We start from the raw sequence: 23,848 nt of genomic DNA, 5'->3' as shown, positions 1-23,848 counted from the left end.
CGCGCGCAAGGCTGAGATGCTTCGAGGCACATAACAGGCTTGCGATGCAAGGGCCTTACTTCGGTGGAAGGCTCTGCCTAGACTGGCGAAAAAGGAGACAACCACCATGCATAGACGTACTTTCACCAGCCTCTTGGCGGCTATCGGCCCCTTGCTCGCAAGCGGCCACGCATGGGCCGACAACTGGCCCAACAAGCCGCTCAAGCTCATCGTTCCCTATGCCGCTGGCGGCCCGACCGACGCCATCGCGCGCATGATCGGAACCAAGATGGCAGCCTCTTTGGGCCAGCCGGTGGTGGTCGACAACCGGGCAGGCGCGGGCGGCACCATTGGCGTCGATGCCACCGCCAAGTCGCCAGCGGACGGCCACCAATTTGCGCTGGTCGCGCCGGGCCCGCTGGCCGGCATGCCCAACCTGACGAAAGTACCGTACTCGCTCGACGATCTGGAGTTTCTCACGCTGGCGGCGCGCATCCCCAGCGTGATCGTGGTGAACCGCAAGTCCGGCATCACCTCGCTGGCGCAGTTGATTGCCAAGGCCAAGGCTGCCCCCGACACCCTGAACTACAGCTCCGCAGGGGCGGGCACCACGCCGCATATCGGCTTTAAGCTGTTCAAGCAAGAGACGGGCGCAGCCATCGTGCATGTGCCCTACAAGGGCGCGGCGCCAGCCATCAGCGCGGTGCTCTCGGGCGAGGTGCAGATGACCATGGTCGATCTGCTGCCCATCTTGCCCTTTGCCGCCAATGGCAATCTGGTGGTGCTGGCGGTCGCGGGCAAGACGCGTGCGCCGCAGCTCCCGGATGTCCCCACCACGGTGGAGCTGGGGCTGCCCAATGTGCTGATGGAGACCACCTACGGGCTGATTGCGCCCAAGGGCATTCCTGCCGGCGTGCAGACCCAGCTGCGCGAAGCCGCCGTGGCGGCCATCAACTCGCCGGAGATGAAGGAGCGGTTTCTCAAGCAGGGCGCGATCGCTGCCACCTCGACGCCAGCGGAGTACCGCAGCCTGATGCAGGCCGAGTCTGATAAATGGCGTGGCGTGATCAGCAGCGCGAAGATCACGCTGGACTGATCGCGATGAAGATTACCCACGCCTTGGTCAAGCCCTGTATCCAGGGGCTGGCGGATCCGCAATGGAAGTTTGCTCGCGCGCAGGTGCCGCGTCTTGAAGCGGCGGTGCTGGAGCTGCAGGACGAGGACGGTCATATCGGCCTTGGCTATGTGCATGCGATTCCCGCGATCTCCACACACGGCGCCGGCGCGCTGGCGGCGCTGGAATTCCTCGCGCCACGGCTGATCGGCCGGCGCGCCGATGACATCGCTGCCATCATGGAGGAGGTCGACGCCACACTGGCCTTCAACCCCACCGTAAAGGCCGGTGTCGACATGGCACTGCATGACCTGTTGGCTCGCCGCCTGGGCGTACCGGTACATGTGCTGCTGGGTGGCAAGATGCGCAATGGCGCCGCGCTGTCACGCATTCTTCCGATCAAGTCGCCAGACGACATGGCGGCCATCGCGGCCAGGCTGGCGGGCGAAGGCTATTCGCAGCTCAAGCTCAAGCTGTCGGGCGATACGGTGACCGACATCCAGCGCATTGCCGCTGTGCGCGCGGCAGTGGGGCCCCATGTGACGCTGACGCTCGACCCCAACCAGTCGTACCACGCCAAGCAGCTGATCAGTGCGTTCTCCAAAATGGAGCGCTATGACATCGCGCTGATCGAGCAGCCCGTGCCTGCGGCCGATATCGCCGGGCTGGCGCTGCTGACGCGCACGCTGCCGGTGGCCATCGAGGCTGACGAGAGCGCGCAGAGCGTGCGCGATGTGTTCAGGCTGGTGTCCGAACGCGTGGTGGATGTGATCAACCTCAAGGTCACCAATCTCGGCGGGCTGCGCCACTTCCTCGAAGCCGTGCGCATCTGCGAGGCCGGCCAGGTGGCCTGCCGCATCGGTGCCGCGTTCGGGCCGGCGCTGATGCAGTCCATGGCCCTGCAGGCGGCATGCATTCCGAAGGCGCTGCCTTACGCCTGCGAGCTGTCGGAGCATCTGCATCTGCAGGACGACCCGTTCACGGCACTGCCCGTGCAGAACGGCAGCCTGGCGCTGCCCGACGGGCCGGGTTGCGGCGTGGGCTGGCGTCACTGAGGCCGGGCGGCGGACCTCCGCCCCCGAGACGACGGATCATCTATCACGCGATGGCAGGATTTCAATAACGAGGAGACAGGCGCCATGACATTTCCCCACCACCTGACTGCACCTGCATGCGCAGCAGCCGGCACCGGCCGGCGCACCTGGCTGCTGGCGCTGGCGGCGGCGGTGCTGTGCGCCGCTGTGCCTTCGCTGGCCCGGGCTGAAGGCTTTCCCGACAAGCCGCTGCGGCTGGTCGTGCCTTTCCCGGCTGGTGGCGCTGCAGACATGATGGCGCGCGGTATGGCCCAGCGCCTGGGCACCGAGCTGGGGCAGCAGGTGGTGGTGGACAACCGGGGTGGCGCTGGTGGCGTGACTGCGGCAGAGCAGGTGGCACGTGCGCCAGCCGATGGCTACACGCTGTTTTTTGCCACCATGGGCACGCAGGCCATCAATCCGGCGTTGTATGCCAAGCTGCGCTACGACCCGGTCAAGGACTTCGCGCCGGTGGCGTTGACGCACACCACCCCGCGGGTGCTGGTGGTAGGCGCAGCAGTGCCGGCGCGTACGGTCAAGGAGCTGATTGCGCTGGCAAAAAGCAAGCCCGGCGTGCTGACCTACGGCTCGGCCGGCAACGGCAGCTCCAGCCATCTGTCGGGTGCGCTCTTCGACGAGCTTGCCGGGGTGAAGATGGTGCATGTGCCCTACAAGGGCAGTGCGCCGCTGCTCACCGATGTGCTGGCGGGGCGGGTCGACATGACCTTTGACTCCTACACCGTTTACGAAGAACAGATCCGCAGTGGACGGGCCCGCGCGCTGGCCGTGACATCGCGTACCCGGCTCAGTTCGCTGCCCGACATTCCGACACTGGCCGAGTCGGGACTGGCCGGCTACGACGTCTCGAACTGGCTGGGCGTCGTGGCGCCGGCCGGTACGCCCCGGGTTGTGATCGACAAATTGAATGCCGCCCTGGTGCGAGCCATGGCAGCGCCCGAGCTGCGCAAACAGCTCACGCAACTGGGCATCGAGCCCACCTCCAGCAGCCCGGAGGAGTTCGCCCAGCTGGTGCGCAGCGAGATCCCCAAGTGGCGCAGCATCGTCCAACAGTCCGGTGCGACGGTGGATTGACGCCATGCACACCATGACCCCAGCGGCAGTGTGGCGCCGCCGTGAGATGGTCTGCACCAGTGCCGGCGAGATCGATGTCGTGATCGACGCTCCCGAGAACGGTGCGGGCCCGGCCATCGTGCTGCTGCCGTCGTCGCAGCGCGATTCGCTGGACTTCGACCCCCTGGCGCAGCAGCTGGCGCTGCTCGGTCACCGCGTGCTGCGGCCCCAGCCCCGTGGCATGGGGCGCACCACGCTGCCCCTCGAACAGCTCACGCTGCACAGGCTTGCGCAAGACGTGATCGACACCGTTCAGGCGCTGGGCTGCGGCAGCGCGGTACTGGTCGGCCATGCGTTTGGCCATTTCATCGCACGCGTCGCCGACATGGACCACCCGCAATGCGTGCGCGGTGTGGTCGTGGCGGGGGCTGCAGCGCGCGTGTTTCCGGCAGGCATGGCGGAATCGCTGGACCTGGCATCGGACGCCAGCCAGCCCGCTGCCCTGCGCATCACCCATCTGCAGCGCGCCTTCTTTGCCCAGGGCAACGACCCCACGGCCTGGCTCGAAGGCTGGCATCCCGAGTTGCGTGCGGTCTACCGCGCGGCAGGCACGGTGCCGCCCAAGGACCGCTGGTGGACGGTGGCCAACGCCCCAGTGCTGGACCTGCAAGGCGCGCAGGACCCCTGGCGCCCGCCGGAAAGCCGCGGCGAGCTGCAGGAGCTGCTGGGTGCACAGAAGGTGGCAGTGCAGGTGATCGACCAGGCCAGCCATGCGCTGGTGGTGGAGCAACCCGTTGCGGTGGCCGGCGCCATCGCGCGCTGGATGGCCCTGCTGCCGGAGGGGGGCGGACGCAGCGCAGGCGCAGCACATGGGGTTTAATCAGCCATCGTCCTGATGCCTCTTTCCCATTCAATGTGCAGCGCCAAAGCCACCACACTCCAGCTCGACATCGCCTCCAACCTGCACAAGTGGCGCACGTTTTTGGCCATTGCCGAGCTGGGCAGCTTGACGCGGGCCGCGCTCTTTCTTGACAGCAACCAATCCCTGTTGAGCCGCCAATTGAATGCGCTGGAGCGCGACTGCGGCGCGCGGCTGTTCAACCGCACCGGGCGCGGCGTGACCCTGTCCGATGTGGGCGAACGCATCTTCCCCCATGTGAAGAACCTGCTCGCGGATGCCGAGCAGCTGGAAGTCGAGATCCGTGGCGAGGCGCGCGAGCCCGCCGGGCGTGTCACCGTGGGCTCGCTGCCGTCCATCTCCGGCCCCATCGTGGGGCGGCTGTTCCAGCAGATCCGGGCGCAGTTTCCTGGCATCCACCTGAAGATTCTCGAAGGCTCAAGTGGCCAGGTCGAGGAGTGGCTGGCCGATGCGCGCGTGGACATCGCCATTCTCTACCGCTACAGCCATGCGGTGCCCGAGCAGGAGCAGGCGCTGGCCAGCGTGGAGAGCTTTCTGATTGGTCCGGCAGGCGATGCGCTGACCTCGGCGCCGGAAGTGGCCTTTTCCGCGCTGCACGATCTGCCCTTCATCTTGCCCAGTGCGCCCAATGGCCTGCGCACGACCTTGGACGCGCTGGCGCGCCAGGAGCACATGAATCTGGTGCCCGTCATCGAAGCCGATTCGCTGCCGCTGATGCGCTCGCTGGTAGCGCAGGAGCGGCTCTACACTGTGTTGCCGATCCATGCCGTCTGGAACGAGGTGCAGGATGGCAGCCTCAGCGCTGCGCGCATCGTCAATCCACCGATGCAACGCATCGTCTCCATGGTCTTTGCCCGCAACAAGGGCCCGGGCCGCGCGGCCTCGGCCGTGGCGCGGCAGATCGCGCAGATCGTCGATGAACAGGCGCACGCCGGCATGTGGCGCTCCACGCTGCAGACATAACAGCTTTGCCGGCTGCCGGGGGGTGAGCCGGCTGGCATGCATGGTGAAATCGATGACCAGCATACGAAGGAGACCCATGCCCCGCATTTCCCTACCCGCCCCAGAGCAGATGTCGCCCGCCCAACGCCAGGTCTACGACAAGGTCGTGTCCGGCCCGCGCGGCAAGATCGAAGGCCCGCTGCGCGCGGCGCTGCACAACGCCGAGTTGGCCGACTGCTGGCAAGCCCTTGGTGCGCTGCTGCGTTACCGCACCAGCCTGACGCCTCGGCAGTCGGAGATCGCCATTCTGGTGACAGGCCGTGCCTGCCAGTCTCCGTTCGAGTGGTATGCGCACCGGCGTGAGTCGGAGAAGATCGGCATCGAGGCCGATATCCTCGAAGCCTTGCTGGCCCGGACGCCGCCACCGTTCCGCGCGCCCGAGGAGCAGCTGGTGTACCAGTTCGCGCTGGAGCTCAACCAGCAGCGCTCGGTATCGGATGCAACCTACGCCGCGACGCTGGGGGTGTTTGGCGAGCGCGCTGTGGTGGAGCTGACGGCGCTGGTCGGCTACTACACCATGGTGGCGATGACGCTGAATGCCCACGAGATTCCGCTGCCCGAAGGCCAGCAGCCGGCCTTCCCCTTGCCGCAACACCAGGGAGATAGGCCATGAGCGATGCGATCATCCGGGGCTGGGACTGCCACGCCCACTTGTTCGGGCCCTACGCGCGCTATCCGCTGAACGAGGACCGCAGCTATACGCCACCCGAAGCCCTGCAGGCCGGCTATCTGGCGCTGTTGCAGCGCCTGGGCCTCTCGCACGGCGTGCTGGTGCAGCCCAGCGCTTATGGGGAAGACCACCGCTTGCTGCTGGACACGCTCGCCGCCTTGCCCCAGCTGCGCGGCGTTGCCGTGCTGCGCCCCCATGCGGTGGAGCGCCTGCGCGGGCTGCGCGCCCAAGGCGTGCGCGCGGTGCGCTTCAGCCAACGCAGCGCCGGCGGCAACTTCGCCGGCAGTGCGTCATTGCAGGATCTGGAAGACATGGCTGGCGCTTTGGCCAGCGAAGGACTGCATGCCGAGCTGTGGACCGATAGCCAGGCGCTGCCCGATATTGCGCCGCGCCTGCGCCAGCTGCCGGTGCCGGTGGTCATCGACCACATGGGCGGTTTCGATGCCGCCGCTGGCGTGGATGCGCCTGGCTTTCGCGAACTGCTGTCCTTGCTGGAGGAGGGCGAGGTGTGGGTCAAGCTCTGCGCCTACCGCAACGTCATGGGTGACGCGGACCTGGAGCGCGCCCGGCCGTTTCATGACCGGTTGCTGGAGGCCAACCCCGAGCAACTGGTCTGGGGCAGCGATTGGCCGCATCTGCGCGTAGTGCCCGAGCCCGATGCCGGGCAGCTGTTGGACACCTTCAAGCAGTGGGGCGGGAGCGATGCAGTGGCACGCCAGGTGCTGCAGGACAATCCGGCGCGACTCTACGGCTGACGGAGCGTTGCAGCGCGCGCACCATGCGCGCCGCCTGCGCTCAACGCCCGGTGAACACCGGGGCGCGCTTTTCCTTGAACGCGAGCTGCGCTTCCTTGGCATCGTCGGTCTTGGCGATCTGCGCGGTCATGTCCTGTTCATAGCGGTAGCCATCGCGCAGGCTCATGTCCTCGACCACATTCATGGTGTGCTTGCCCATGCGTGTCGACACCGGGCTCTTGGAGGCGATGACGGCCGCCAGCTGCATCGCGGTGGGCATCAGTTCTTCAGGCGGGGTGCAGGCCAGAACGATGCCGAGCCGGTACAGCTCGGCGCCTGGCATGCGGTAGCCCGTCAGCATCATGTGGCGCAGCTGGGTATGGTTGAACAGCCGCATCGCATGGCGGCTGCCGCCGAGCAGGCCCACATCCACCTCGGGCAGACCCAGCGAGGCCTTGTCCGAGCACAGCAGCAGGTCGGACGACGCAGCCATCGCCAGGCCCGATCCGAGCGCCACGCCATTGATCGCACAGATCACCGGCTTGGCGCATTCGCGGATCGCATGGAAACACTCGCGCGTGCGCCGCGAGTGCGCCAGCAGGTCGCCGGGGCCTTTGATGACATCGGCCCGGCCCTTGAGGTCTGCGCCGGCGCAGAACACTTTGCCCGCCCCGGTGAGCACCACAACGCGGACCTCGTCCATTTCCGAGACCCGGTCCAGCGCCCAGGTCAGCTCGTCATTGAGCGTGCGCGTCAGCGCGTTCACCGGAGGGCTGTCGAGCGTCATCACGGCAATATGGTCGCCGACCTCTACCTTCAACTGCGTCAATTCTTTCCAGTCGCTCATGTCTCTTCTCTCGGTGATGGCAAAGAACCAGTCTATCCAAGGGCCCCCGGTGCCAGCCAGCTCTGCAGGATCACTTCTGTTATGCGCATTGGAGCCAGGCAGGCCCCCCCGCTATGTCTCCGGATGCATGCCAGCCTTGCTGCAGCCTGGCTGGGACAGCGCCGCGCAGTGCCTACACTTGGAGCGGGGCTGGTCCGCCGTGGCCCTACCGCACCTAAAAAATGGAGAGACATCAAATGCAACGCAAGCAATTCATCGCTGGACTCGCTCTGGCTGCCGTCGCCATGACCGCCGTGCATGCGGGCGAGGGGCCGGGTGGCTACCCGAGCAAGCCCATCCGTCTGGTGGTGCCTTTCCTGGCAGGCGGCGCCACCGACCAGATGGCACGCGGTATGGGGCAGAAGCTGGCAGAGGCGCTGGGCCAGCCGGTGATCGTGGACAACAGGGCCGGCGCGGGCGGCAGCATTGGTGCCGAGGCCGTGGCCAACGCCCCCAAGGATGGCTACACGCTGCTGTACTCGACGATGGGGGTGTTGACCATCAATCCCAGCCTCTATCCCAACCTCAAATACGATCCAGCCACCAGCTTTGCGCCGGTGGGCCTGACCCATGTCACCGCCAACCTGCTGGTGGTGAATCCGCAGGTGCCGGCAAAATCAGTGGCCGAGCTGGTGGCGCTGGCGCGCAAGAAACCGGGTGGGCTGAGCTTCAGCTCGGCGGGCAACGGCACCAGCAGCCACCTGTCGGGCGAGCTGTTCAAATCGATCGCCGGGGTGGACATACAGCATGTTCCCTACAAGGGCAGCTCGGCGGGGCTGCCCGACCTGCTGGCCGGGCGCATCGACATGACGTTCGACACCGCATCCCTCTTTGGCGAGTACACCCGGAGTGGCAAACTGCGGCCGCTGGCAGTAACGTCACGTGCGCGCATGCCAGCGATGCCCGAGGTGCCGGCCATGGCCGAGACGGCCGGCTTCAAGGACTATGACGTCTCGCTGTGGTTGGGCGTGCTGGCGCCGGCCGGGACCTCGCCGGAGATCGTGGCCTACCTCAACCGCAAGCTGGTCGAGGTGATGCGTGAACCGTCGATGGAAAGTTCACTCAAGCCTTTCGGTATCCAGCCGCTGCACAGCAGCCCGCAGGCGTTTGCCAAAGTTATCGACCAGGACCGCAAGAAATGGGCGGCGGTGGTCAAGTCGGCCAACGTCCAGGCGGATTGATCCGCAACGCAGCGCGCCAGGTCAGCGAACCTCGCTGGCCCTTGGGTTGAGACGCCCATCACCCGGCGCTCACCCCCGCATACAACCCCCGCGTAAACGCCTCCTCAAACACCGAATACCCCGACCAGTCACTGTGCGCAAAATGCAGGCGGCCGGTGCTGGGGGTCGGCAGGGCCTGGAGGCGTTCGCCGTTGATCAGCGCTGGGCGCTTGGCGGTGCTGGTGGGCTGGCCGATGCGGCTCAGCACGGTTTGGGTGCCGGGGCGGGGGATGGCCATCGCGTGGCCGTAGCGCATGACCTCGACATGGGTGGTTTTTTCGTAGATGTCGGCATGTGCGCGGGCCAGGGTGGCCAGGGTTTGGTCGCGGGCGGCTTCCCAGGTTTGGGCCAGCAGTTGCTGGCGCGCGGCACGGGCACTGGCGCCGGGCTGGTTGCCGCCCAAGGCGCGGTAGCAGGTCAGCACGGTGGGCAGTTGCTGCATTGCATTCAGGCGCTGGTGGCCGGCGTTGACATAGCCCAGGCCGCCGTGGGCCACATCGTCGTACAGCACATTGTCCCAGGCCAGTTCGGCGCCGGGGCGGTCACGCAGCGGCGCGCGGATGTGGACGTTGGTCACCTGCCAGGGTGCCCAGTCCAGCGCCTGCACGGCGGCGCGCAGAAAGTCGGGCGGGTCTTGCACCACATGGGCCGCGATAAAGGTCGGCAGCGCGACGATGCAGTGCGCGGCCAGCCAGCGCTCCATGCGCTGGCTGGCGTGGTTGAAGCTGTCGATCTCCACACCTTGGCGCGTCTCGGCAATCCGCATCACCGTGTGGCCGCGGTGCAGCCAGCCGGCGGCCTGCACCGGGGCCGCGAGTTGCTCGCTGAGCCAGCCATTGCCTTGCGGCCAGGTCAGCACGCTGTCATGCGCATCGTCCGCCGTGCCTGGCGCCTGAAAGCCGTGGCGGCTGGCAAAGTAGTGCAGGCCGGCCCAGGCCGATACCTGGGCGCAGCCGGCGCCAAAGTCGTCCTGGCAGGCATAGTCCAGGTACCAGCGCAGGTGCGGGTCGTCCAGCTGCTGCTGGGCCAGCCAGGTGTCAAAGCGGATCGCATCCAGCGCCTGGTGGGTGGGCGCCAGGCCGCCTGGGGCCTGCCAGCTGCGCATCGCTGGCATGCTGAAGGGCTGGGCGCGCATAGCCTGGTCCACCAGCTGGGCAAAGCGCTGGTACTGGGCCAGCGTGCTGGCGGCCACTTCCTGCGTGGGCAGCAGGCCTTCCTGCCATTCGCCATGGATAAAAAGGCGCTCCTGCGGGCTGAAGCACAGGTACTCGTCCTGGTACTGCCAGCGGCCGGCCACGCGCTGGCGCACGCCCAGCTCTTCGAGCAGATCCTGCACCTCGGGGGCGTTGTCACCAGGCACCGGCAGGTAGTGGGCGCCCAGGGGGCAACGCAGGCCCTGCACGGTGCCGCCACGGCTGTTGCCGCCGGCCTGGTCTTCCAGCTCCAGCAGGGCCACATCGCTGGTGCCTGCCAGGCGCAACGCGCGGGCGGCCGATAGCGCGGCAATGCCGCCGCCTGCAATCAGCACCTGCACGCGGTGGGTGCGGCTGGGCGCGGGCAGCGGCAGGCCTTGCGCCAGGCGGTCGCGCATCGCATGGCCGCGCTCCCAGGCCTGGCCCACAAAGCCGCCTTGGATATGGGCGGTACTGGTGCTGGGTGGCGCGGGCTTGCAGCCGGCCAGCGCGCTGCTGCCAGCCAGCGCGGCGGCGCCTTTCAGGACGGAGCGGCGCTGCATCACTGGGCGGTCCGCAGTGGGCAAGGGTGGCAGGCCATCATGTCAGTGCGCCACCTTGCCCCATTCGCGCTCATAGGTGTGCACCAGCACCTGGTTGGACAGGCGGTTCACCTCGGTCGGCACCCGCGCCATGTCGGGCGGAAAGTCAAACAACAGCGGCAGGCTGGGCAGGCTCAAAAAACGCATGCCTTCGGGCAAGGTGCTCGGCAGGCTCCAGGGGCGGCGGCTGGCAATCACAAAGCCCCATTCGCCAAAGCTGGGCACATGGGCGTGGTAGGGCGTGGCCTGCATGCCCACCGATTCGACGGTGGTCACCACGGTCCAGAAACTCTCGCGCGCAATCAGCGGTGAGGTGGTCTGGATCACCGCAAAGCCGCTGGCGGCCAGGTGTTGGCTCAGCATCGCGTAGAAGCTGTTGGTGAACAGCTTGCCCACCGCAAAATTGGTCGGATCGGGGAAGTCCACGATGATCACATCGAACACCTCGTCGGCCTTTTGCAGCCACTGGAAGGCATCGGCATTGATGATGCGCACCTTCGGGTTGTTCAAGGCATTGCTGTTGAGCGCCTGCATGCTCGGCACGTTCTGGAACAGGTCGGTCATCTGCGGGTCCAGCTCGACCAGGGTCACCGATTCGACCGAGGGGTACTTGAGCACCTCGCGCACGGCCATGCCGTCGCCGCCGCCAAACACCGCCACCTTGCGCGGCGCGCCAAAGCGGCTCATCACCGGGTGCACCAGGGCCTCGTGGTAACGGTATTCATCGCTCTGGGCAAACTGCAGGTTGCCGTTCAGGTAGAGGCGCGCGCCGCGCTTGCCCTGGGTCACCACAATGCGCTGGTAGGGCGTGGTGCGCGCCAGCACAATGGGCTCCTGGTAGAAGTGGTCCTCGGTCAGCGATGTCAGCCGCTCGGCACCCACCAGGCCGCCCAGCAAGGCGGCAATCACCAGGCCGCAGGCCAGCACATGGCTGCCAAAGCGGCGCAGCTCTTCCTTGAAGAGAAACAGCGCCCATACTGCCACCAGCGCATTGAGCAGGCCAAACACCAGCCCGGTGCGGATCAGCCCCAGGTGCGGCACCAGCAGCAGCGGAAAGGCCAGCGACACCGCCAGCGCGCCCAGGTAGTCAAAGGTCAGCACCTTGGAGACCAGATCGCGCAGCACCACATTGCGCTTGAGGATGCGCATCACCAGCGGTATCTCCAGCCCCACCAGGGTGCCCACCACCAGCACTGTGCCATACAGCATCCAGTGGAAGGCGCTGGGCACATAGGCGTTGATGATGGACAGCACGGCAGGCAAGGCCCCGCCCACCAGCGCCACCATCAGCTCGATGCGCAGAAAATGCGCCGGCAGCTCGCGCACCAGGTAGCGCGACAGCCAGGAGCCGATGCCCATCGCAAACAGGTAGGTGCCGATGATGGTGGAGAACTGCAGCACCGAATCGCCCAGCAGGTAGGACGCGAGCGCTGCTGCGGCCAGCTCGTACAGCAGGCCGCAGGCCGCCACCACAAACACGCTGAACAGCATCGCCACTTCCAGCGGGCTGGCGCGCCGCACCTCGCCTTCCGGCAGGGCGGCATGGCCAAACTCCAGCGCGTCGCCCGCGCCCAGGGGGCTGCCCGGACTGGGGCTGGGGGATGCGTTGGCAGAAGGGGTGGCGGGGGTGGAGGTCGACACGGGCGAGAGCTGCAGAAGCCGTGCAGGGCGCGCAGGCGCCAGCAGTGTTGGCTGAAAAAGAGAAAAAGACAGGGCGCCCCGTGCACAGGCCAGGCGCCGCCAGCGTGGCAAAGGGCGGCTGACGGCGATGGCCATCAGCGCCCGCGCAGGCGCAGAGCTAGCCGATCGCCGCTGCCACGATGATGCTGATGCCCAGGCTCATCGCCGCCACCACCACGCCCAGCGCGAGGTTCTGCTTTTCTACAATTTCGGCCCACATGTCCACGGGGGTGATCTTGTCGATGATCAGAAAGCACAGCCAGAAGACCACCACGCCCACCATGGCGAACAGGATGGAGCCAAAAAACGCCGCAGGGCGGAACCATTCCAAATCCATCACAACTCTCTCCTTCGTCAAAAGCGCGCCCTCATCGGGCTGTGCGCAGTGCTGTTGCCAGCGATTGTTTATTTGTGGCTGCCGCCGGAGCTGTAGCCACCCCATGAACCGCTGGACGACCGGCCGCTGCCCGTGCTGCTGCTGCACTTGCTCACATAGGTCGGGTCGGCGGCCAGTTTGCGCCGCTCCAGCGCAGTATCGCAGCCCTTGGGCCACAACCAGATAAGCAGGAAGAACAGCAGGAACAGGCCAATGATGACCGGCATGCAGCCGAGCTTGGGCACCGTGAAACTGCTGGTCTCGGGTTTGAACAGCGCCAGCTGGTCGCTCATGCCAAAGGCCGATGCCACCGACTCGGGCGTCATCTTGCGGCCCAGCGACCAGCTCAGCTCGCGCGGGCCCTGCTCCAGGTTCAGCAGCTGCGCGCCATCCTTGCCCCGGGCAAAGTCCACATTGTCGGTCTTGTCGCCCCGTGCCACCGGCCAGTAGAACTCGCCCAGCACATAGGTGGTCTCGGCGCGGTAGCGCGATTGCAGCTGGTAGGTCTGCTGTTTCCAGGTCGCCGTGCTGCGGCCTGCGCGGTAGTCGGGTGCGCCGGTCAGGGTCTTGACCAGGCTCCAGCCTTCGCTGCTGTTGACCAGGAACTGGAAGCCCTGCTGGCTGTGGTAGAGCAGGTACTCGTCCCAGCCAAAGTATTCGTCGTCATCGGGCTCGATGCCGATGCGGTGCTGAAACCCCACCAGCTGCCATTTGCTGCCAGCCAGGTTCGCTATCTTGCCCAGCGGCACCAGGGGCTTGACCGGGTCCTTCTGGATGGCGGCGCGCAGCTCCCCGCCAATGCCTTGCGACACATCGATGAGCGAGCCGCAGCTCGGGCAGGTCAGCGCCTGGGTCGTGTCCAGCTTGATATCGACCCGCGCCGCGCAGCGCGGGCAGTTGAAGTGCCGGCCCTGGTCCTTCTTGTTGGACGTGGTCTTCAGCCCTGCAATCTTGAGCGCGCCCAGCAGCACCGGCGCGCCCAGGTAGACGGCGGGCGGGTTCTCGCTGTAGTCGATGGACAGCACCTTGTCGTCCTCGGTGCGCAGCTCCACCACGGTAAAGGGCTTGCCCAATTCGGGCTGGTGCGGCATCTCGCCCTCGGCCGCCATCAGCTGGGCCAGTACGACGCTGGTCACGCTGTACTGCACGCCGCTGATCGCAATGCGCTGGCCCGGTTGCCAGCGGTCGGCCGGCGGCAGGTTCTTGGTGGCGGCCTGGCTGGCGCGGCTCAGCACAAACTGGCCGTTGTCTTCGCTGATGACAGCGGTCTCGCCGCTGTCGCCCAGCGCCATCCACTCGTTCCAGCTGCCGGTCTCGCCCTTGTACTGCAGCCGGCCCACAAGGCGGAAGCCCTCGGGCTTGCCCTGGCTGCCCTTGGCGAACTGGCCGGTCTGGTTCAGCTTGAGCGGGCTGTAGTCGTTGAAGACCTCGGCCATCTTGCCGATGCGCTTCAGGATATCGCCATTGCGCACGATGGAGCTTTGGCAATACGGGCAGACGGCGAAGGCGGACTGGGCGCTGGCAAATTCCACAGGTGCACCGCAGCCCGGGCAGGGCGCCGTATAGCTGCGTTGCTGGTCCGTCGTCATAGGTCGTCTGGCTTGTTATGAAGGTGTTATGGAGGCGCCCATTCGGCAACCGCACCGCATCATAGCGCAGGGCTTGGCGCGCGGGCCGCCAGCGTGCGACTGGCGGTATTAGCCAGGCCTATGGTTTTTTTAGCGAGGATTCATTGGCCTTTGCCATTGCTAATAAATATCATTTACAGCACTGCCATCGATTTATTGCAAGAAAGAGCCCGCCATGTCCTCCATCCGCCGCAGCCTGCAGAACAACCGCCAGACGCTGAAGAAGACCGCCAGCTACTACCTGATCCACATCACGGTCGCCGCAATGGTGGCGTACGCCGTCACCGGCAACCTGATCGCCTCGCTCACGCTGAGCCTGCTGGAGCCCACGGTGCAGGCCTTTGCCTTTTTCTTCCATGAAAAAGCCTGGCAGCGCTGGAATGCGCGCTCAGCTGCCGCTGTGGCAACCGCGCCCGTAGCGGTGCAAGCCAGCTGACAGGCCCCCTGACAGCAGCGGCCGGATGTGCGACAGTAGCGCATTGCCGCTACCCACAGGATGCACCGATGACCCCCTCCATTTCACGCAAGCGATTGTCCCTGGCCGCCTGGCCCGCGCTCTGTGCCGCCGTGCTGGCCTTGCAGGGCTGCGACGTGGTGGCGCCCATTGGCAGCAATGCCGTGCTGTCGGACCAGGCTATTGCCGAGAAAACCGCCAACTACTTCAGCAGCACCGAGGCGCATGTGCAGGTCTTCGGCTTTGACCGGCAGCGTGAATCGACGCGCTACCAGGCAAGCTTTCAAGGCAACAAGTACAACTGCTCGATCTACATGAACCAGGTGCGCTGCGACCCGGCTGGCCAATAAGCGCAGCCCTCAGCTGCGCAGCGCCTCATCGTTGGCGCGCAGCAGCGGCGCCGGGTTGGGGAAGATGTCCTGCCAGACCGGTGCAAAGGCCTGCTCGCCGACACCGGGCGCATCGCTGAAGTCGGGCAGGCGCAGCAGGCACAGCTGCAGGTGCAGATGGGGCAGCCACCAGCCGTTCTCTGCAAAGTCGCCCAGGTGGGCAAACTCGCTGCCTGCGGCAATCTGATCGCCCGGCTGCCAGCGCCGGGCCGATGCATGGCTCAGATGCCCCCAGATGCTGAAAAACTCTGGGTGCGCAGGGCCCTGGTGGCGCAGCACCAGCATGCCGCCATAGTCCAGCCGGATATCACGCACTTCAGCCACCACCACCTCCGCGGCCAGCGGCAGCCGCAGCGTGGTGCCCGCTGGCGCAAACAGGTCTACGCCCAGGTGGCAGTCGCGCATCGCGCCTGCCAGCCGGGTCGATGCGTAATTGCTGCTTTGGTAAACGCATCGCTGCTCCATCCAGTGGCCCACACCCATGTCAAACCCCTGGCTTTGCTGCAGGGCCTCATAGGCGCGGATGGCACCCTCGCGGTCCATGCTGGCGCTGGCGGCGGCCACGGCAGAGTCAGCGCTGCGGAAATCGACGTGGCCCATGCGCGCCTGCGCCAGGCCGGGCATCAGCCCACTCCAGCTGCCGCGCTGCTGCGCCACCCAGGCATGGAAGGCGGCAGCCTCCGGTACGGCGCTGAGGCCGCTGTGGTGGCGCGCAATGGCCTCGGCGATGGGGTCGGTCTGTGTGTCGGCGGTGGTCATGGTTGTTGGAGTTGGCAGTGTTGCTCTATGGTATCGGCCAGCGCATGCTGGTTCTGCTCGCGCAGGCGCGCCACGGCGCCGCGCATATCGGCCGGGCGTTCGTCCTGGCCGAGCTTGAACTTGGCTTCACAGCGCGCCACCGGCATCTCATAGCCCACAATGCCGGGCAGGCGCCGCTCCAGGCCGCCGGGGCCCAGCTCGCTGCTGTCCCAGGGGCAGCGGCGGCCGCGCTCCATGTGGCCCACCAGGTCCTGCAGGTGGGCGACCAGTTCATCTTCTTCCAGCATGCGCGGGGTGCCATGCAGGTGCACCACCTGGAAGCCCCAGGTCGGCGCGCTGTCGCGATGCGGGTAGTGGGGGTACCAGGACGGCGAGATATAGCTGCCCGGGTCCATCAGGATGGCGATGCTCGGCAGGCCCTGGCGCAGAAAGCGCACATGGTCGCTGGCCGATGCGACGTGCGACACCACCGTGCCCAGCGCGCCACGCGTGGAGTCGAGCCGGAACACCGGGTGGGACAGCGCCACGCCTTCGCTGTGCGGCGTGACCAGGGTGCCCAGCACCACGCGGTCGACCAGCTCCTTGATCTGCGCGGGCTGCTGGGGTTGGTAATAGGGTTTGGTGTAGAGCATGAGGGGGCGGGTCAGAGAGAGATCAGGCGTGGACCGGGGGTAGGCGCTGGTCCCAGGGCAGGGCCTGCTCCAGCTGCGCGGCCAGCTGCAGCAGCCGGCTTTCTGCGCCATAGGGGGCGATGAACTGCATGCCCATGGGCAGGCCGCTGGCGCTTTGCCACAGCGGCACGCTCATCGCGGGCACGCCGGCGGCATTGGCCGGGCGGGTGAACACGGTCGCATCCATGAACTCCTGCATGAAGTGCTGCGCATCGGGCTGGCGCACATCCAGCGCCTGCAGGCCCTGGGGCAGGGTCGGCATCACCGGGCAGAGCAGCAGGTCATAGCGGCCAAACATCTCGCCCAGGCGCCGGGCGATGCTGTTGCAGGTATTGCGCGCGGCCAATAGCTCGACAGCGCCCAGGCGCCGGCCCTGCTCGGCCAGGCCCAGGTTCACCGGTTCAAAGAACTCCGCTGTCGCTGGCCTGCCGGTGCTGCGCACCAGGTCATCCATCTCCAGCGCGGTGTAGGCGGCAATGATGCGGCTGAAGGCGGCGGCCAGGTCGGCGTGCGAGAAGTTCCATTGCGCCTCTTCGGTCACATGGCCCAGTTCCTGCAGCAGACGACTGGTGTCCTGCAGGCCTTGCAGGATGCTGCTGTCCAGCGCCTGGCCCGGGCCTGCCTCCTGCAGCACGCCAATGCGCAGCCGCCCGGGCGGGCGCAGCAGCGCCTGGCTGAAGTCTTCCGCCTTGGCCGGCGCGGCATAGAGCGAGCCGGGCTCCAGCGCATCGCTCAGGTCCAGCATCAGGGCCGAGTCGCGCACGCTGCGCGTCAGCACATGGTGGCTCACGAGCCCGCCCCAGTTCTCGCTGGAGACAGGGCCGCAGGCCACGCGGCCGCGCGAGGGGCGCAGGCCAAACAGCCCTGTGCAGGCCGCCGGTATGCGGATCGAGCCCGCGCCGTCATTGCCATAAGCCAGCGGCACCATGCGGGCGGCCACTGCGGCGGCCGAGCCCCCCGAGGAGCCGCCGACATTGTGCGCAGCACTCCAGGGGTTCAAGGCGCGGCCGTGCAGGCTGGGCGCGGTCGCCACATTGGCCGAGAACTCGGGCAGATTCGTCTTGCCGACGATCACCATGCCCGCCTGCTGGTAGCGGCGCACCAAGGTGTGGTCAGTGGCCGAGACGTTTCCCAGTGCCGCGCGCGAGCCATACGACATCGCTGCGCCGGCATAGCTGGGGCAGTCGTCCTTGAGCAGCACCGGCACGCCGCGCAGCGGCGCATCGGCCGGCAGCTGGCGCAGCTGCTCGTCTGCCTGCGCGCGCATTGTCAGGATCACGGCATTGAGCTGGGGGTTGCAGCGCTCGATGGCGTCAAAGGCATGGTCCACCGCGGCCTGGGGCGTGAGCGCACCAGCGCGGATGGCCTGGGCCAGGGCCGTGGCATCGGCCAGGCGGTAATCGGTTGCAGAGAAAGACATACAGGGTGTGAAACGCAGAGATCGGAATGCGGAGAAAGTGGCATGCGCGTGGCAGAACCAGACCGTTCTGCCCACGCGGGCGGAGGTTGGCTTAGGGCGCTGCGCGGCTCACGCCCCAGAAGCGGTGCGTGCCGGCGGGCCAGCCCTTGTAGCCCTTGATGCTGGGCGCCATCGCGGTGACGACGGGCAGGTTGTACAGCCCGATGATCGGCACCTCCTTGGCCATCAGCGCATGGAGCTGGTTGAACAGGTCCTTGCGGCGCGCCGGATCGCGCTCCATCGCCACCTGCTTGAGCAAGGCCGAGGCCTGCGCATCGTCCCACTGGCGGGTCGGCTCGGCCTTTTTGTCGCCGATCAGCGATTCATACATCAGCAAGGGGTCCAGCCGCGCCGAGTAGGCAAAGATGGCCAGCTCGTACTGGCCCTTGCCGTACAGATCCAGCTGCGAGGCCCAGTCGCGCACCTTGATGTCGATATTGATGCCGGCCGAGCCCAGCAGCGCCTGCAGGATGGTGGCCAGCTGCACGCGCTCCTGGCGGTTGGCTACCAGCAGGCTGATGGGCTGGCCCTTGTAGCCCGCCTGCTTGGCCAGCGCGCTGGCGCCCACCGGGTCATAGCCGGGCCAGGCCTTGCTGCGCTGGTCGTAGTAGGGGCTCAGCGGCGATATCACCGAGGGGTTGGCGGTAAACAGGCCCTTGCCGGCGGCCTCGGCCACATCGGGCAGGCTCAGCGCCTTGGCAATGGCCTGGCGCATGCGCACATCCTTGAGCGCGGGCGCCTCGGTCTGCACCTGCAGCACCACCCAGCTCGGGGTGGGTTGCACCTCCACCTGCACGCCCTTGCCCTTGAGCTCCTTGATGGTGTCGGGGTCTACATCGTCGATGACGTCCAGATCGCGCGAGAGCACGCCGTTGGAGCGCGTGCTGGCATCGGGCACGGTGACAAAGCGCAGGGTGGCAATGCTGGCCTGCTTGTTGCCGGCATAGCCATCGCGCGCGCCGGGCAGCGCGCTGTAGTCGGCAAAGCGCTTGAGCTCGGTGTAGCGGCCGGTCTGCTTTTCGGCAAAGCGGTAGGGGCCAGTGCCGATGACCTGGCTGACGCTGCCGTTGGCTGTTACCGACTCCGGGTGGATGATCCAGGGCGTGCACTGGATGGTGGCCAGGGTCATCAAGAAGTTGGGCGCGGGCGCCGAGAAGCTGAAGCGCACAGTTTGCGCGTCGACGGCCTTCACCTCCTGCAGCGCCGGGCCGATCTTGCCGTTGTAGCGGTTGATGCACTGGAAGTTGGTCTTGGGATCGAGGTAGCGCTTGAAGTTCCACACCACATCGGCGGCCGACAAGGTCTTGCCATTGTGAAAGCGCACATTCGGGCGCAGCTTGAAGTCGTAGCTGGTGCTGTCGTCATTGGCTGTCCAGCTGCTGGCCAGCATGGGCTTGACAGTCAGGTCCTCGCCATAGGCGACCAGGCCCTCGACCACATGGGCCATCACCATGTCGGAGTTGGCGTCGCGGTTGACACCGGGGTTGACGCTGGCGATATCGGCATGCAGCGCCACGCGCAGCATATCGGGGGCGCCGGCGGCCTGGCTGTGGGCACTGAGCGCGCAGGCTGCAGCGAGCAGCGCGGGCGACCAAAGAGAGCGGCTGGTGGGCATGGTCTTCCTTGTGGTGGTGACGTTGGCGTGGGGGCTTGGGACAGGGGCTTACACCGGGGCGGCTTGCGGCGTGCGCAGGCACTGCTGCAAGAAGGCCTCGACCGGCTCGATGACCTTGAAGGGCTCGTGCGCAATGCCGGGCACCGTGTCGCGCTGCACGCGGATGCCATGCGCGGCAAAGCTGTCGGCCAGTGCGGTGATGCGCTCGATGCGGTTGTCGCCCTGCAGCTGGGCGCCATCCATCCACAGTGCACTGTCGCGCGGAATGGTGATCTCCCAGGTGGCGGTGTCCGCCGTGCCGATGATGGTCTGCACCGTCACCGCGCGCATCGCCGCCAGGTTGAGGCTGCGGCCAAAGCGCTGCTCGATGTCGCGCACACCCACCCACCAGTCGTAGTCGGTATTGAGCAGGGTGACCACGCCTGGCGCGCCGATCGACACGGCATGGAGGCGCTCCGGGTGCAGCAGGAAAAAGCGCTGGCTGAACTGCCCGCCGCCCGAGAAGCCGTAGAGCATGAAGCGCTCGCTGCGCACGCGGTACTTGGCCGCCACCTCGTCCACCATGGACAGCAGCACCTGGTCATAGCGGATGCCATGGAAAAGAATGCGCTTGTAGTTGGCCAGGTCGCCGGCCACGCCAATGCCGGCGGGAAAGAGCGGCGCCAGCACGATGCAGTCATTGCGGTCGGCAAAATCGGCAAAGCGGTCGCGGTACTGGCTGGCGGTGCGGCCCGTGCCGTGCACGATCACCGCCAGGTCGTAGACCTTGTCCTCGCTCTCGCTGTAGTTCTTGGGCACATAGAGGCAGTAGCTGAAGCGCTGGTCGTACTGGCTGGCAAAAAAGGTCGTGGCGCCAAAGTCGTAATAGCTCAGCTTGATGCCGTGGCCCTGGCGGGCGGGAGGGGGTGACATAAGAGGACTCCTGAAAGGTTGCTGAATTTTTAGGCAGGGCAGGCAGCGCCGTCTGCTGGAGCGGTGGCCCGGCCCTCGGCATGGCGCCAGCGCAGGTGCACGCCGCCATCGGGCGTGGCCTGCAGCATCGGGATCGCGTCCAGCAGCTGGCGCGTATAGGGGTTCTGCGGCTGGTCAAACACGGCATCGCGCGTGCCCTGCTCGGCAATCACGCCGCCCTGCACGACGATGACCCGGTCGGCAATCTGCTCGACCACGCCCAGGTCGTGGCTGATGAACAGGCACGAGAAGCCATAGCGCTGCTGCAGCTCGGCCAGCAGGTCCAGCACCTGGGCGCGTACCGTCACATCGAGCGCAGAGACCGCCTCGTCGGCAATCATCAGCGCCGGGCGCCGCACCAGCACGCGGGCAATGGCCACGCGCTGGCGCTGGCCGCCCGAGAGCTCATGCGGGTAGCGCGTCGCAAAATCGCCGCCCAGCCCCACATCGGCCAGCGCCTGCTGCACGCGCTCGCGCTTGTCGCTGGCGCTCAGGCCCTCGGCCATGCGCAGCGCCTCGGCCACCAGCGCCTGCACCGTCATGCGCGGGTCCAGCGAGGAATACGGGTCCTGGAAGACCATCTGGCAGTTGTAGCGGTAGTCCTTGAACCCCGGGCAGCCCGGCCGCAAGGGCTGGCCCTTGTACAGCAGGCTGCCACTGGTGGGCTGCAGCAGGCCCGACAGGATCATGCCCAGGGTCGTCTTGCCCGAGCCCGATTCGCCGACCACGGCCACCACCTCGCCGGGGAAGATATCCAGGCTGATGCCCTTGAGCACGCGCGCTGGCGCCCCCTTGCGGAACCAGCGCTGGCGGCCGCCAAACTCCAGCACCAGGTCGCGGGCCGACAGCAGCGGCGCCGTGCGGTCGATCTTGCGCGGCGCCCGGCGCTGGGGCAGGGTGCGCAGCAGCTGGCGCGTGTAGTCATGCGCGGGGGCGGCCAGCACCTGGGCGGTGGGGCCGGTCTCGACGATGTCGCCCTGCTTCATCACCACCATGCGGTCGGCGTAGCGGGCGACCATCGGCAGGTCATGGCTGATCAGCAGCACGGCGGTGCCGTTCTCACGGGTCAGCTCCAGCATCATCTCCATCACCTCGCGCTGCACCACCGCGTCCAGCGCCGTGGTGGGTTCGTCGGCAATCAGCAGGGCGGGGCGCAGCAGCATGGCCGAGGCGATCATGATGCGCTGGCGCATGCCGCCCGAGAACTCATGCGGGAACGCACTCAGGATGCGCTGGGTGTCACGCAGGCCGACGCGCTCCAGCATCGCATGGATGCGCGGCATGTGCTCATTGCGCGCCTGGGGCAGGTGCATGCGCAGGCCTTCGAGCAGCTGCTCGCCAATGCTCAGGGTGGGCGTGAGCGAGGTCATCGGCTCCTGGAACACCATGGCCACGCGCGGGCCGCGCACAGCGCGCAGCTGGTGCTCGTTCATCGCATAGAGCGACTGGCCGTCGAGCAGGATATCGCCGCCACTGCGGCTGATGGCATGGGGCGTGAGCCGCATCACGGCGCGGCTGAGCATGGTCTTGCCCGAGCCCGATTCGCCGACGATGCCAACAATCTCGCCAGCGGCCAGCTGCAGCGAGGCGTTGCGCACCACCAGCTTGTCGGTGCCGGCCGAGAGGCTCAGGTTCTGGATCTGCAGCAAGGCAGGGGATGTGGTCATACGCGCCTCCGCATGCGTGGGTCGAGCCGGTCGCGCAAGGCGTCACCGAGCAGGTTGATGCCCAGCAGTGCCAGCGAGATCGCCAGCCCCGGGAAAATCGCCAGCCAGGCCGCCTGGCTGACATAGGAGCGGCTGCCCGCCAGCATGTTGCCCCAGGTGGGGGCCGGTGGCGCCACGCCCAGTCCCAGAAAGCTCAGTGAGCTCTCGGCCAGGATGATCCAGCCGCACATCGAGGTGGCCATGACGATCACCGGTGCGATGCAATTGGGCAGCACATGGCGTAGCAAGGTGTAGGTCTCGGAGTTGCCCATGACGCGCGAGGCACGCACAAAATCACGCTCGCGCAGGCCCAGCACGGTGCCACGCACCACGCGCACTACTGACGACGCATAGGCCAGTGCCAGCGCGATGATGATGCCGCTGGCGCTGGCACCAAACACCGCCAGCAGGCCCAGCGCCATCAACAGGCCCGGGAAGGCTAGCAGCGCATCGTTGATGGCCATCAGGATGCGGTCGGGCCAGCCGCGCAGGTAACCGCTGAGCGCGCCGATCAGCACACCAAAGAAGGTGGCCAGAAACACCGTGCTGAGGCTGATGCGGATGCTGGTGGCAGTGCCGCGCATCAGGCGGCTGAGCACATCGCGGCCCAGCTCGTCGGTGCCCATCCAGTGCTGCCAGCCGGGCGCTGCCAGGCGGGTCTTGAAGTCGAGCTTGAGCGGGTCATACGGCGTCCAGAACGTGGCCAGCAAGGCCACGGCGACCACCACGGAGACCAGGCCAGCGCCCAGCCAGAAGGAGAGGGAGCGGCGGTTCATGATGCAGCCACCCTCGGGTCGAAGATGGGATAGAGCAGGTCCACAAAGAGGTTCACCAGGACATAGATGCTGGCGATGAAGAGCAGGCAGCCCTGGATCAGCGGGTAGTCGCGGGCAAAGATCGCATCGACCAGCAGCCGGCCCAGGCCCGGAATGGTGAACACGGTCTCGATCACCGCCACCCCGGCGAGCAGGTTGCCCAGGATCAGGCCCAGCAGGGTCCAGGTCGGGCCAAAGGAGCTCTTGAAGGCATGGCGCAGCATCACCGTCATCTCGCTCAGGCCCTTGGCGCGGGCATGGGTGATGTAGTCCAGGTGCAGCACTTCCAAGGTGGAGGCGCGGGTCATGCGCAGGATCACGCCAATCTCGTGCAGCAGCAAGGTGGTGATGGGCAGCACCAGGTAGAGCAGCGCCTGCTGCGGGTTCTCGCCAAAGGCGACAAAGCCGACCACTGGAAACCAGCCGAGCTTGAGCGCAAAGAACATCAGCAGCAGCAGCCCCATCCAGAACGCGGGCAGCGACAGCAGCAAGGTGGCGGTGGCGACCAGGGCCAGGTCGGTGAGGCGGCCTTGGCGCCAGGCCGCCAGCATGCCCAGCGGCACGGCGACCAGCGTGGCCAGCAGCACGGCAGGCAGCACGATCTGGGCGCTGACGGCAAAGCGCTGCCAGATCAGCGCGGCAACCGGTTGGCGGTTGGAGATGGACTGGCCCAGGTCGCCCTGCAGCACATGGCCGGACCAGACCAGGAACTGCGTAGGCAGGCTGGCGTTGAGGCCCAGTTGCTCGCGCAGGGCCGCCAGCGATGCGGCATCGGCCGAGTCACCCAGCATCAGCGCTGCCGGGTCACCGGGGATCAGGCGCACCAGGATGAAGACGGCCAGTGCCACGATCACCAAGGTCGGAATCGCCATGCCGATTCGGGTGGCAGCGAATTTCCACATG

General features: G+C 66.8%; 23 protein-coding genes. 10 read left to right on the top strand and 13 right to left on the bottom strand.

Going from position 1 to position 23,848, the window contains the following annotated elements; genetic code table 11:
- The first annotated feature begins 106 nt into the window (after window positions 1–106).
- The 7 genes from AB7A72_RS14065 to AB7A72_RS14035 all read left to right on the top strand — a co-directional run bounded on the left by AB7A72_RS14065 (window position 107) and on the right by AB7A72_RS14035 (window position 6,583).
- Window positions 107–1,075, top strand: a complete 969-nt coding sequence (locus tag AB7A72_RS14065; RefSeq protein WP_369460344.1) for a Bug family tripartite tricarboxylate transporter substrate binding protein — start codon at window positions 107–109, stop codon at window positions 1,073–1,075.
- Window positions 1,076–1,080: 5 nt separating this feature from the next.
- Window positions 1,081–2,148 carry a mandelate racemase/muconate lactonizing enzyme family protein gene (locus tag AB7A72_RS14060; RefSeq protein WP_369460343.1) on the top strand — a complete coding sequence of 356 codons (1,068 nt, stop codon included), beginning with the start codon at window positions 1,081–1,083 and terminating at the stop codon, window positions 2,146–2,148.
- Window positions 2,149–2,232: 84 nt separating this feature from the next.
- On the top strand, window positions 2,233–3,258 hold the full coding sequence (locus tag AB7A72_RS14055; RefSeq protein WP_369460342.1) for a Bug family tripartite tricarboxylate transporter substrate binding protein: 1,026 nt from the start codon (window positions 2,233–2,235) through the stop codon (window positions 3,256–3,258).
- Window positions 3,259–3,262: 4 nt separating this feature from the next.
- Window positions 3,263–4,117 (top strand): alpha/beta fold hydrolase, encoded by an 855-nt coding sequence (locus tag AB7A72_RS14050; RefSeq protein ID WP_369460341.1) that lies wholly within the window; start codon window positions 3,263–3,265, stop codon window positions 4,115–4,117.
- A gap of 33 nt (window positions 4,118–4,150) precedes the next feature.
- Window positions 4,151–5,119: a LysR family transcriptional regulator gene (locus AB7A72_RS14045; RefSeq protein ID WP_312806922.1), complete on the top strand. Its 969-nt coding sequence runs from the start codon at window positions 4,151–4,153 to the stop codon at window positions 5,117–5,119.
- 76 nt (window positions 5,120–5,195) lie between these two features.
- On the top strand, window positions 5,196–5,771 hold the full coding sequence (locus AB7A72_RS14040; protein ID WP_312834856.1) for a carboxymuconolactone decarboxylase family protein: 576 nt from the start codon (window positions 5,196–5,198) through the stop codon (window positions 5,769–5,771).
- Window positions 5,768–6,583, top strand: coding sequence for an amidohydrolase family protein (locus AB7A72_RS14035; protein ID WP_369460340.1), 816 nt, complete (start codon window positions 5,768–5,770; stop codon window positions 6,581–6,583). The genes AB7A72_RS14040 and AB7A72_RS14035 overlap by 4 nt, the downstream gene beginning before the upstream one ends.
- Window positions 6,584–6,623: 40 nt before the next feature.
- Here the strand turns inward: AB7A72_RS14035 and AB7A72_RS14030 are convergent, their stop codons facing one another.
- Window positions 6,624–7,409 carry an enoyl-CoA hydratase/isomerase family protein gene (locus AB7A72_RS14030; RefSeq protein ID WP_312526350.1) on the bottom strand — a complete coding sequence of 262 codons (786 nt, stop codon included), beginning with the start codon at window positions 7,407–7,409 and terminating at the stop codon, window positions 6,624–6,626.
- Between the two features lie 236 nt (window positions 7,410–7,645).
- On the opposite strand from AB7A72_RS14030, the gene AB7A72_RS14025 reads away from it, so the two are divergent.
- Window positions 7,646–8,629 carry a Bug family tripartite tricarboxylate transporter substrate binding protein gene (locus tag AB7A72_RS14025; protein WP_369460339.1) on the top strand — a complete coding sequence of 328 codons (984 nt, stop codon included), beginning with the start codon at window positions 7,646–7,648 and terminating at the stop codon, window positions 8,627–8,629.
- A gap of 58 nt (window positions 8,630–8,687) precedes the next feature.
- Here the strand turns inward: AB7A72_RS14025 and AB7A72_RS14020 are convergent, their stop codons facing one another.
- The 4 genes from AB7A72_RS14020 to AB7A72_RS14005 all read right to left on the bottom strand — a co-directional run bounded on the left by AB7A72_RS14020 (window position 8,688) and on the right by AB7A72_RS14005 (window position 14,087).
- Window positions 8,688–10,403, bottom strand: coding sequence for an FAD-dependent oxidoreductase (locus AB7A72_RS14020; protein WP_369460338.1), 1,716 nt, complete (start codon window positions 10,401–10,403; stop codon window positions 8,688–8,690).
- Window positions 10,404–10,445: 42 nt separating this feature from the next.
- Entirely contained in the window at window positions 10,446–11,933 is a 1,488-nt protein-coding gene (locus tag AB7A72_RS14015) for a polyamine aminopropyltransferase (protein WP_369460355.1), read from the bottom strand.
- A 307-nt stretch (window positions 11,934–12,240) separates the two neighbouring features.
- Window positions 12,241–12,459: a DUF350 domain-containing protein gene (locus tag AB7A72_RS14010; protein WP_021027983.1), complete on the bottom strand. Its 219-nt coding sequence runs from the start codon at window positions 12,457–12,459 to the stop codon at window positions 12,241–12,243.
- Between the two features lie 68 nt (window positions 12,460–12,527).
- Window positions 12,528–14,087, bottom strand: a complete 1,560-nt coding sequence (locus AB7A72_RS14005) for a DUF4178 domain-containing protein (RefSeq protein ID WP_369460337.1) — start codon at window positions 14,085–14,087, stop codon at window positions 12,528–12,530.
- Window positions 14,088–14,301: 214 nt separating this feature from the next.
- On the opposite strand from AB7A72_RS14005, the gene AB7A72_RS14000 reads away from it, so the two are divergent.
- Together AB7A72_RS14000 and AB7A72_RS13995 are read left to right on the top strand one after the other, a co-directional pair.
- Window positions 14,302–14,562: a DUF2061 domain-containing protein gene (locus AB7A72_RS14000; protein ID WP_239810043.1), complete on the top strand. Its 261-nt coding sequence runs from the start codon at window positions 14,302–14,304 to the stop codon at window positions 14,560–14,562.
- Between the two features lie 68 nt (window positions 14,563–14,630).
- The gene (locus AB7A72_RS13995; protein ID WP_313333962.1) at window positions 14,631–14,930 is read left to right on the top strand and encodes a hypothetical protein; all 300 of its coding nucleotides are present in this window, start codon (window positions 14,631–14,633) and stop codon (window positions 14,928–14,930) included.
- Window positions 14,931–14,939: 9 nt separating this feature from the next.
- On the opposite strand, the gene AB7A72_RS13990 is transcribed toward AB7A72_RS13995, so the two are convergent.
- From AB7A72_RS13990 to AB7A72_RS13955, 8 genes are all read right to left on the bottom strand, one after another.
- Window positions 14,940–15,728 (bottom strand): peptidoglycan DD-metalloendopeptidase family protein, encoded by a 789-nt coding sequence (locus AB7A72_RS13990; RefSeq protein ID WP_369460336.1) that lies wholly within the window; start codon window positions 15,726–15,728, stop codon window positions 14,940–14,942.
- Window positions 15,725–16,360, bottom strand: coding sequence for an FMN-binding negative transcriptional regulator (locus tag AB7A72_RS13985; protein ID WP_369460335.1), 636 nt, complete (start codon window positions 16,358–16,360; stop codon window positions 15,725–15,727). Before AB7A72_RS13985 ends, AB7A72_RS13990 begins: the two co-directional genes overlap by 4 nt.
- Window positions 16,361–16,382: 22 nt before the next feature.
- Complete coding sequence (locus AB7A72_RS13980; protein ID WP_369460334.1) at window positions 16,383–17,819, bottom strand: amidase; 1,437 nt, start codon at window positions 17,817–17,819, stop codon at window positions 16,383–16,385.
- A 91-nt stretch (window positions 17,820–17,910) separates the two neighbouring features.
- Window positions 17,911–19,473, bottom strand: coding sequence for an ABC transporter substrate-binding protein (locus AB7A72_RS13975; RefSeq protein WP_369460333.1), 1,563 nt, complete (start codon window positions 19,471–19,473; stop codon window positions 17,911–17,913).
- A gap of 48 nt (window positions 19,474–19,521) precedes the next feature.
- Window positions 19,522–20,385 carry an alpha/beta hydrolase gene (locus tag AB7A72_RS13970; protein WP_369460332.1) on the bottom strand — a complete coding sequence of 288 codons (864 nt, stop codon included), beginning with the start codon at window positions 20,383–20,385 and terminating at the stop codon, window positions 19,522–19,524.
- A gap of 29 nt (window positions 20,386–20,414) precedes the next feature.
- Window positions 20,415–22,091 (bottom strand): dipeptide ABC transporter ATP-binding protein, encoded by a 1,677-nt coding sequence (locus AB7A72_RS13965; RefSeq protein WP_369460331.1) that lies wholly within the window; start codon window positions 22,089–22,091, stop codon window positions 20,415–20,417.
- Window positions 22,088–22,906, bottom strand: coding sequence for an ABC transporter permease (locus AB7A72_RS13960; protein ID WP_230774099.1), 819 nt, complete (start codon window positions 22,904–22,906; stop codon window positions 22,088–22,090). The genes AB7A72_RS13965 and AB7A72_RS13960 overlap by 4 nt, the downstream gene beginning before the upstream one ends.
- Window positions 22,903–23,847, bottom strand: a complete 945-nt coding sequence (locus AB7A72_RS13955) for an ABC transporter permease (protein WP_182326223.1) — start codon at window positions 23,845–23,847, stop codon at window positions 22,903–22,905. Before AB7A72_RS13955 ends, AB7A72_RS13960 begins: the two co-directional genes overlap by 4 nt.
- Window position 23,848: the final 1 nt, after the last annotated feature.

The sequence above is a fragment of the Comamonas sediminis genome, assembly GCF_041107495.1.
Classification (GTDB): Bacteria; Pseudomonadota; Gammaproteobacteria; order Burkholderiales; family Burkholderiaceae_C; genus Comamonas; species Comamonas sediminis.
The sequence above is the reverse complement of the archived record's forward strand: the minus strand, read 5'-3'. Positions and strand labels throughout refer to the sequence as shown.

Coding starts and splice junctions, on each gene's coding strand:
- AB7A72_RS14065 (WP_369460344.1), top strand. CDS start 107: ATGCATAGACGTACTTTCACCAGCCTCTTGGCGGCTATCGGCCCCTTG.
- AB7A72_RS14060 (WP_369460343.1), top strand. CDS start 1,081: ATGAAGATTACCCACGCCTTGGTCAAGCCCTGTATCCAGGGGCTGGCG.
- AB7A72_RS14055 (WP_369460342.1), top strand. CDS start 2,233: ATGACATTTCCCCACCACCTGACTGCACCTGCATGCGCAGCAGCCGGC.
- AB7A72_RS14050 (WP_369460341.1), top strand. CDS start 3,263: ATGCACACCATGACCCCAGCGGCAGTGTGGCGCCGCCGTGAGATGGTC.
- AB7A72_RS14045 (WP_312806922.1), top strand. CDS start 4,151: ATGTGCAGCGCCAAAGCCACCACACTCCAGCTCGACATCGCCTCCAAC.
- AB7A72_RS14040 (WP_312834856.1), top strand. CDS start 5,196: ATGCCCCGCATTTCCCTACCCGCCCCAGAGCAGATGTCGCCCGCCCAA.
- AB7A72_RS14035 (WP_369460340.1), top strand. CDS start 5,768: ATGAGCGATGCGATCATCCGGGGCTGGGACTGCCACGCCCACTTGTTC.
- AB7A72_RS14030 (WP_312526350.1), bottom strand. CDS start 7,409: ATGAGCGACTGGAAAGAATTGACGCAGTTGAAGGTAGAGGTCGGCGAC.
- AB7A72_RS14025 (WP_369460339.1), top strand. CDS start 7,646: ATGCAACGCAAGCAATTCATCGCTGGACTCGCTCTGGCTGCCGTCGCC.
- AB7A72_RS14020 (WP_369460338.1), bottom strand. CDS start 10,403: ATGCAGCGCCGCTCCGTCCTGAAAGGCGCCGCCGCGCTGGCTGGCAGC.
- AB7A72_RS14015 (WP_369460355.1), bottom strand. CDS start 11,933: ATGCTGTTCAGCGTGTTTGTGGTGGCGGCCTGCGGCCTGCTGTACGAG.
- AB7A72_RS14010 (WP_021027983.1), bottom strand. CDS start 12,459: ATGGATTTGGAATGGTTCCGCCCTGCGGCGTTTTTTGGCTCCATCCTG.
- AB7A72_RS14005 (WP_369460337.1), bottom strand. CDS start 14,087: ATGACGACGGACCAGCAACGCAGCTATACGGCGCCCTGCCCGGGCTGC.
- AB7A72_RS14000 (WP_239810043.1), top strand. CDS start 14,302: ATGTCCTCCATCCGCCGCAGCCTGCAGAACAACCGCCAGACGCTGAAG.
- AB7A72_RS13995 (WP_313333962.1), top strand. CDS start 14,631: ATGACCCCCTCCATTTCACGCAAGCGATTGTCCCTGGCCGCCTGGCCC.
- AB7A72_RS13990 (WP_369460336.1), bottom strand. CDS start 15,728: ATGACCACCGCCGACACACAGACCGACCCCATCGCCGAGGCCATTGCG.
- AB7A72_RS13985 (WP_369460335.1), bottom strand. CDS start 16,360: ATGCTCTACACCAAACCCTATTACCAACCCCAGCAGCCCGCGCAGATC.
- AB7A72_RS13980 (WP_369460334.1), bottom strand. CDS start 17,819: ATGTCTTTCTCTGCAACCGATTACCGCCTGGCCGATGCCACGGCCCTG.
- AB7A72_RS13975 (WP_369460333.1), bottom strand. CDS start 19,473: ATGCCCACCAGCCGCTCTCTTTGGTCGCCCGCGCTGCTCGCTGCAGCC.
- AB7A72_RS13970 (WP_369460332.1), bottom strand. CDS start 20,385: ATGTCACCCCCTCCCGCCCGCCAGGGCCACGGCATCAAGCTGAGCTAT.
- AB7A72_RS13965 (WP_369460331.1), bottom strand. CDS start 22,091: ATGACCACATCCCCTGCCTTGCTGCAGATCCAGAACCTGAGCCTCTCG.
- AB7A72_RS13960 (WP_230774099.1), bottom strand. CDS start 22,906: ATGAACCGCCGCTCCCTCTCCTTCTGGCTGGGCGCTGGCCTGGTCTCC.
- AB7A72_RS13955 (WP_182326223.1), bottom strand. CDS start 23,847: ATGTGGAAATTCGCTGCCACCCGAATCGGCATGGCGATTCCGACCTTG.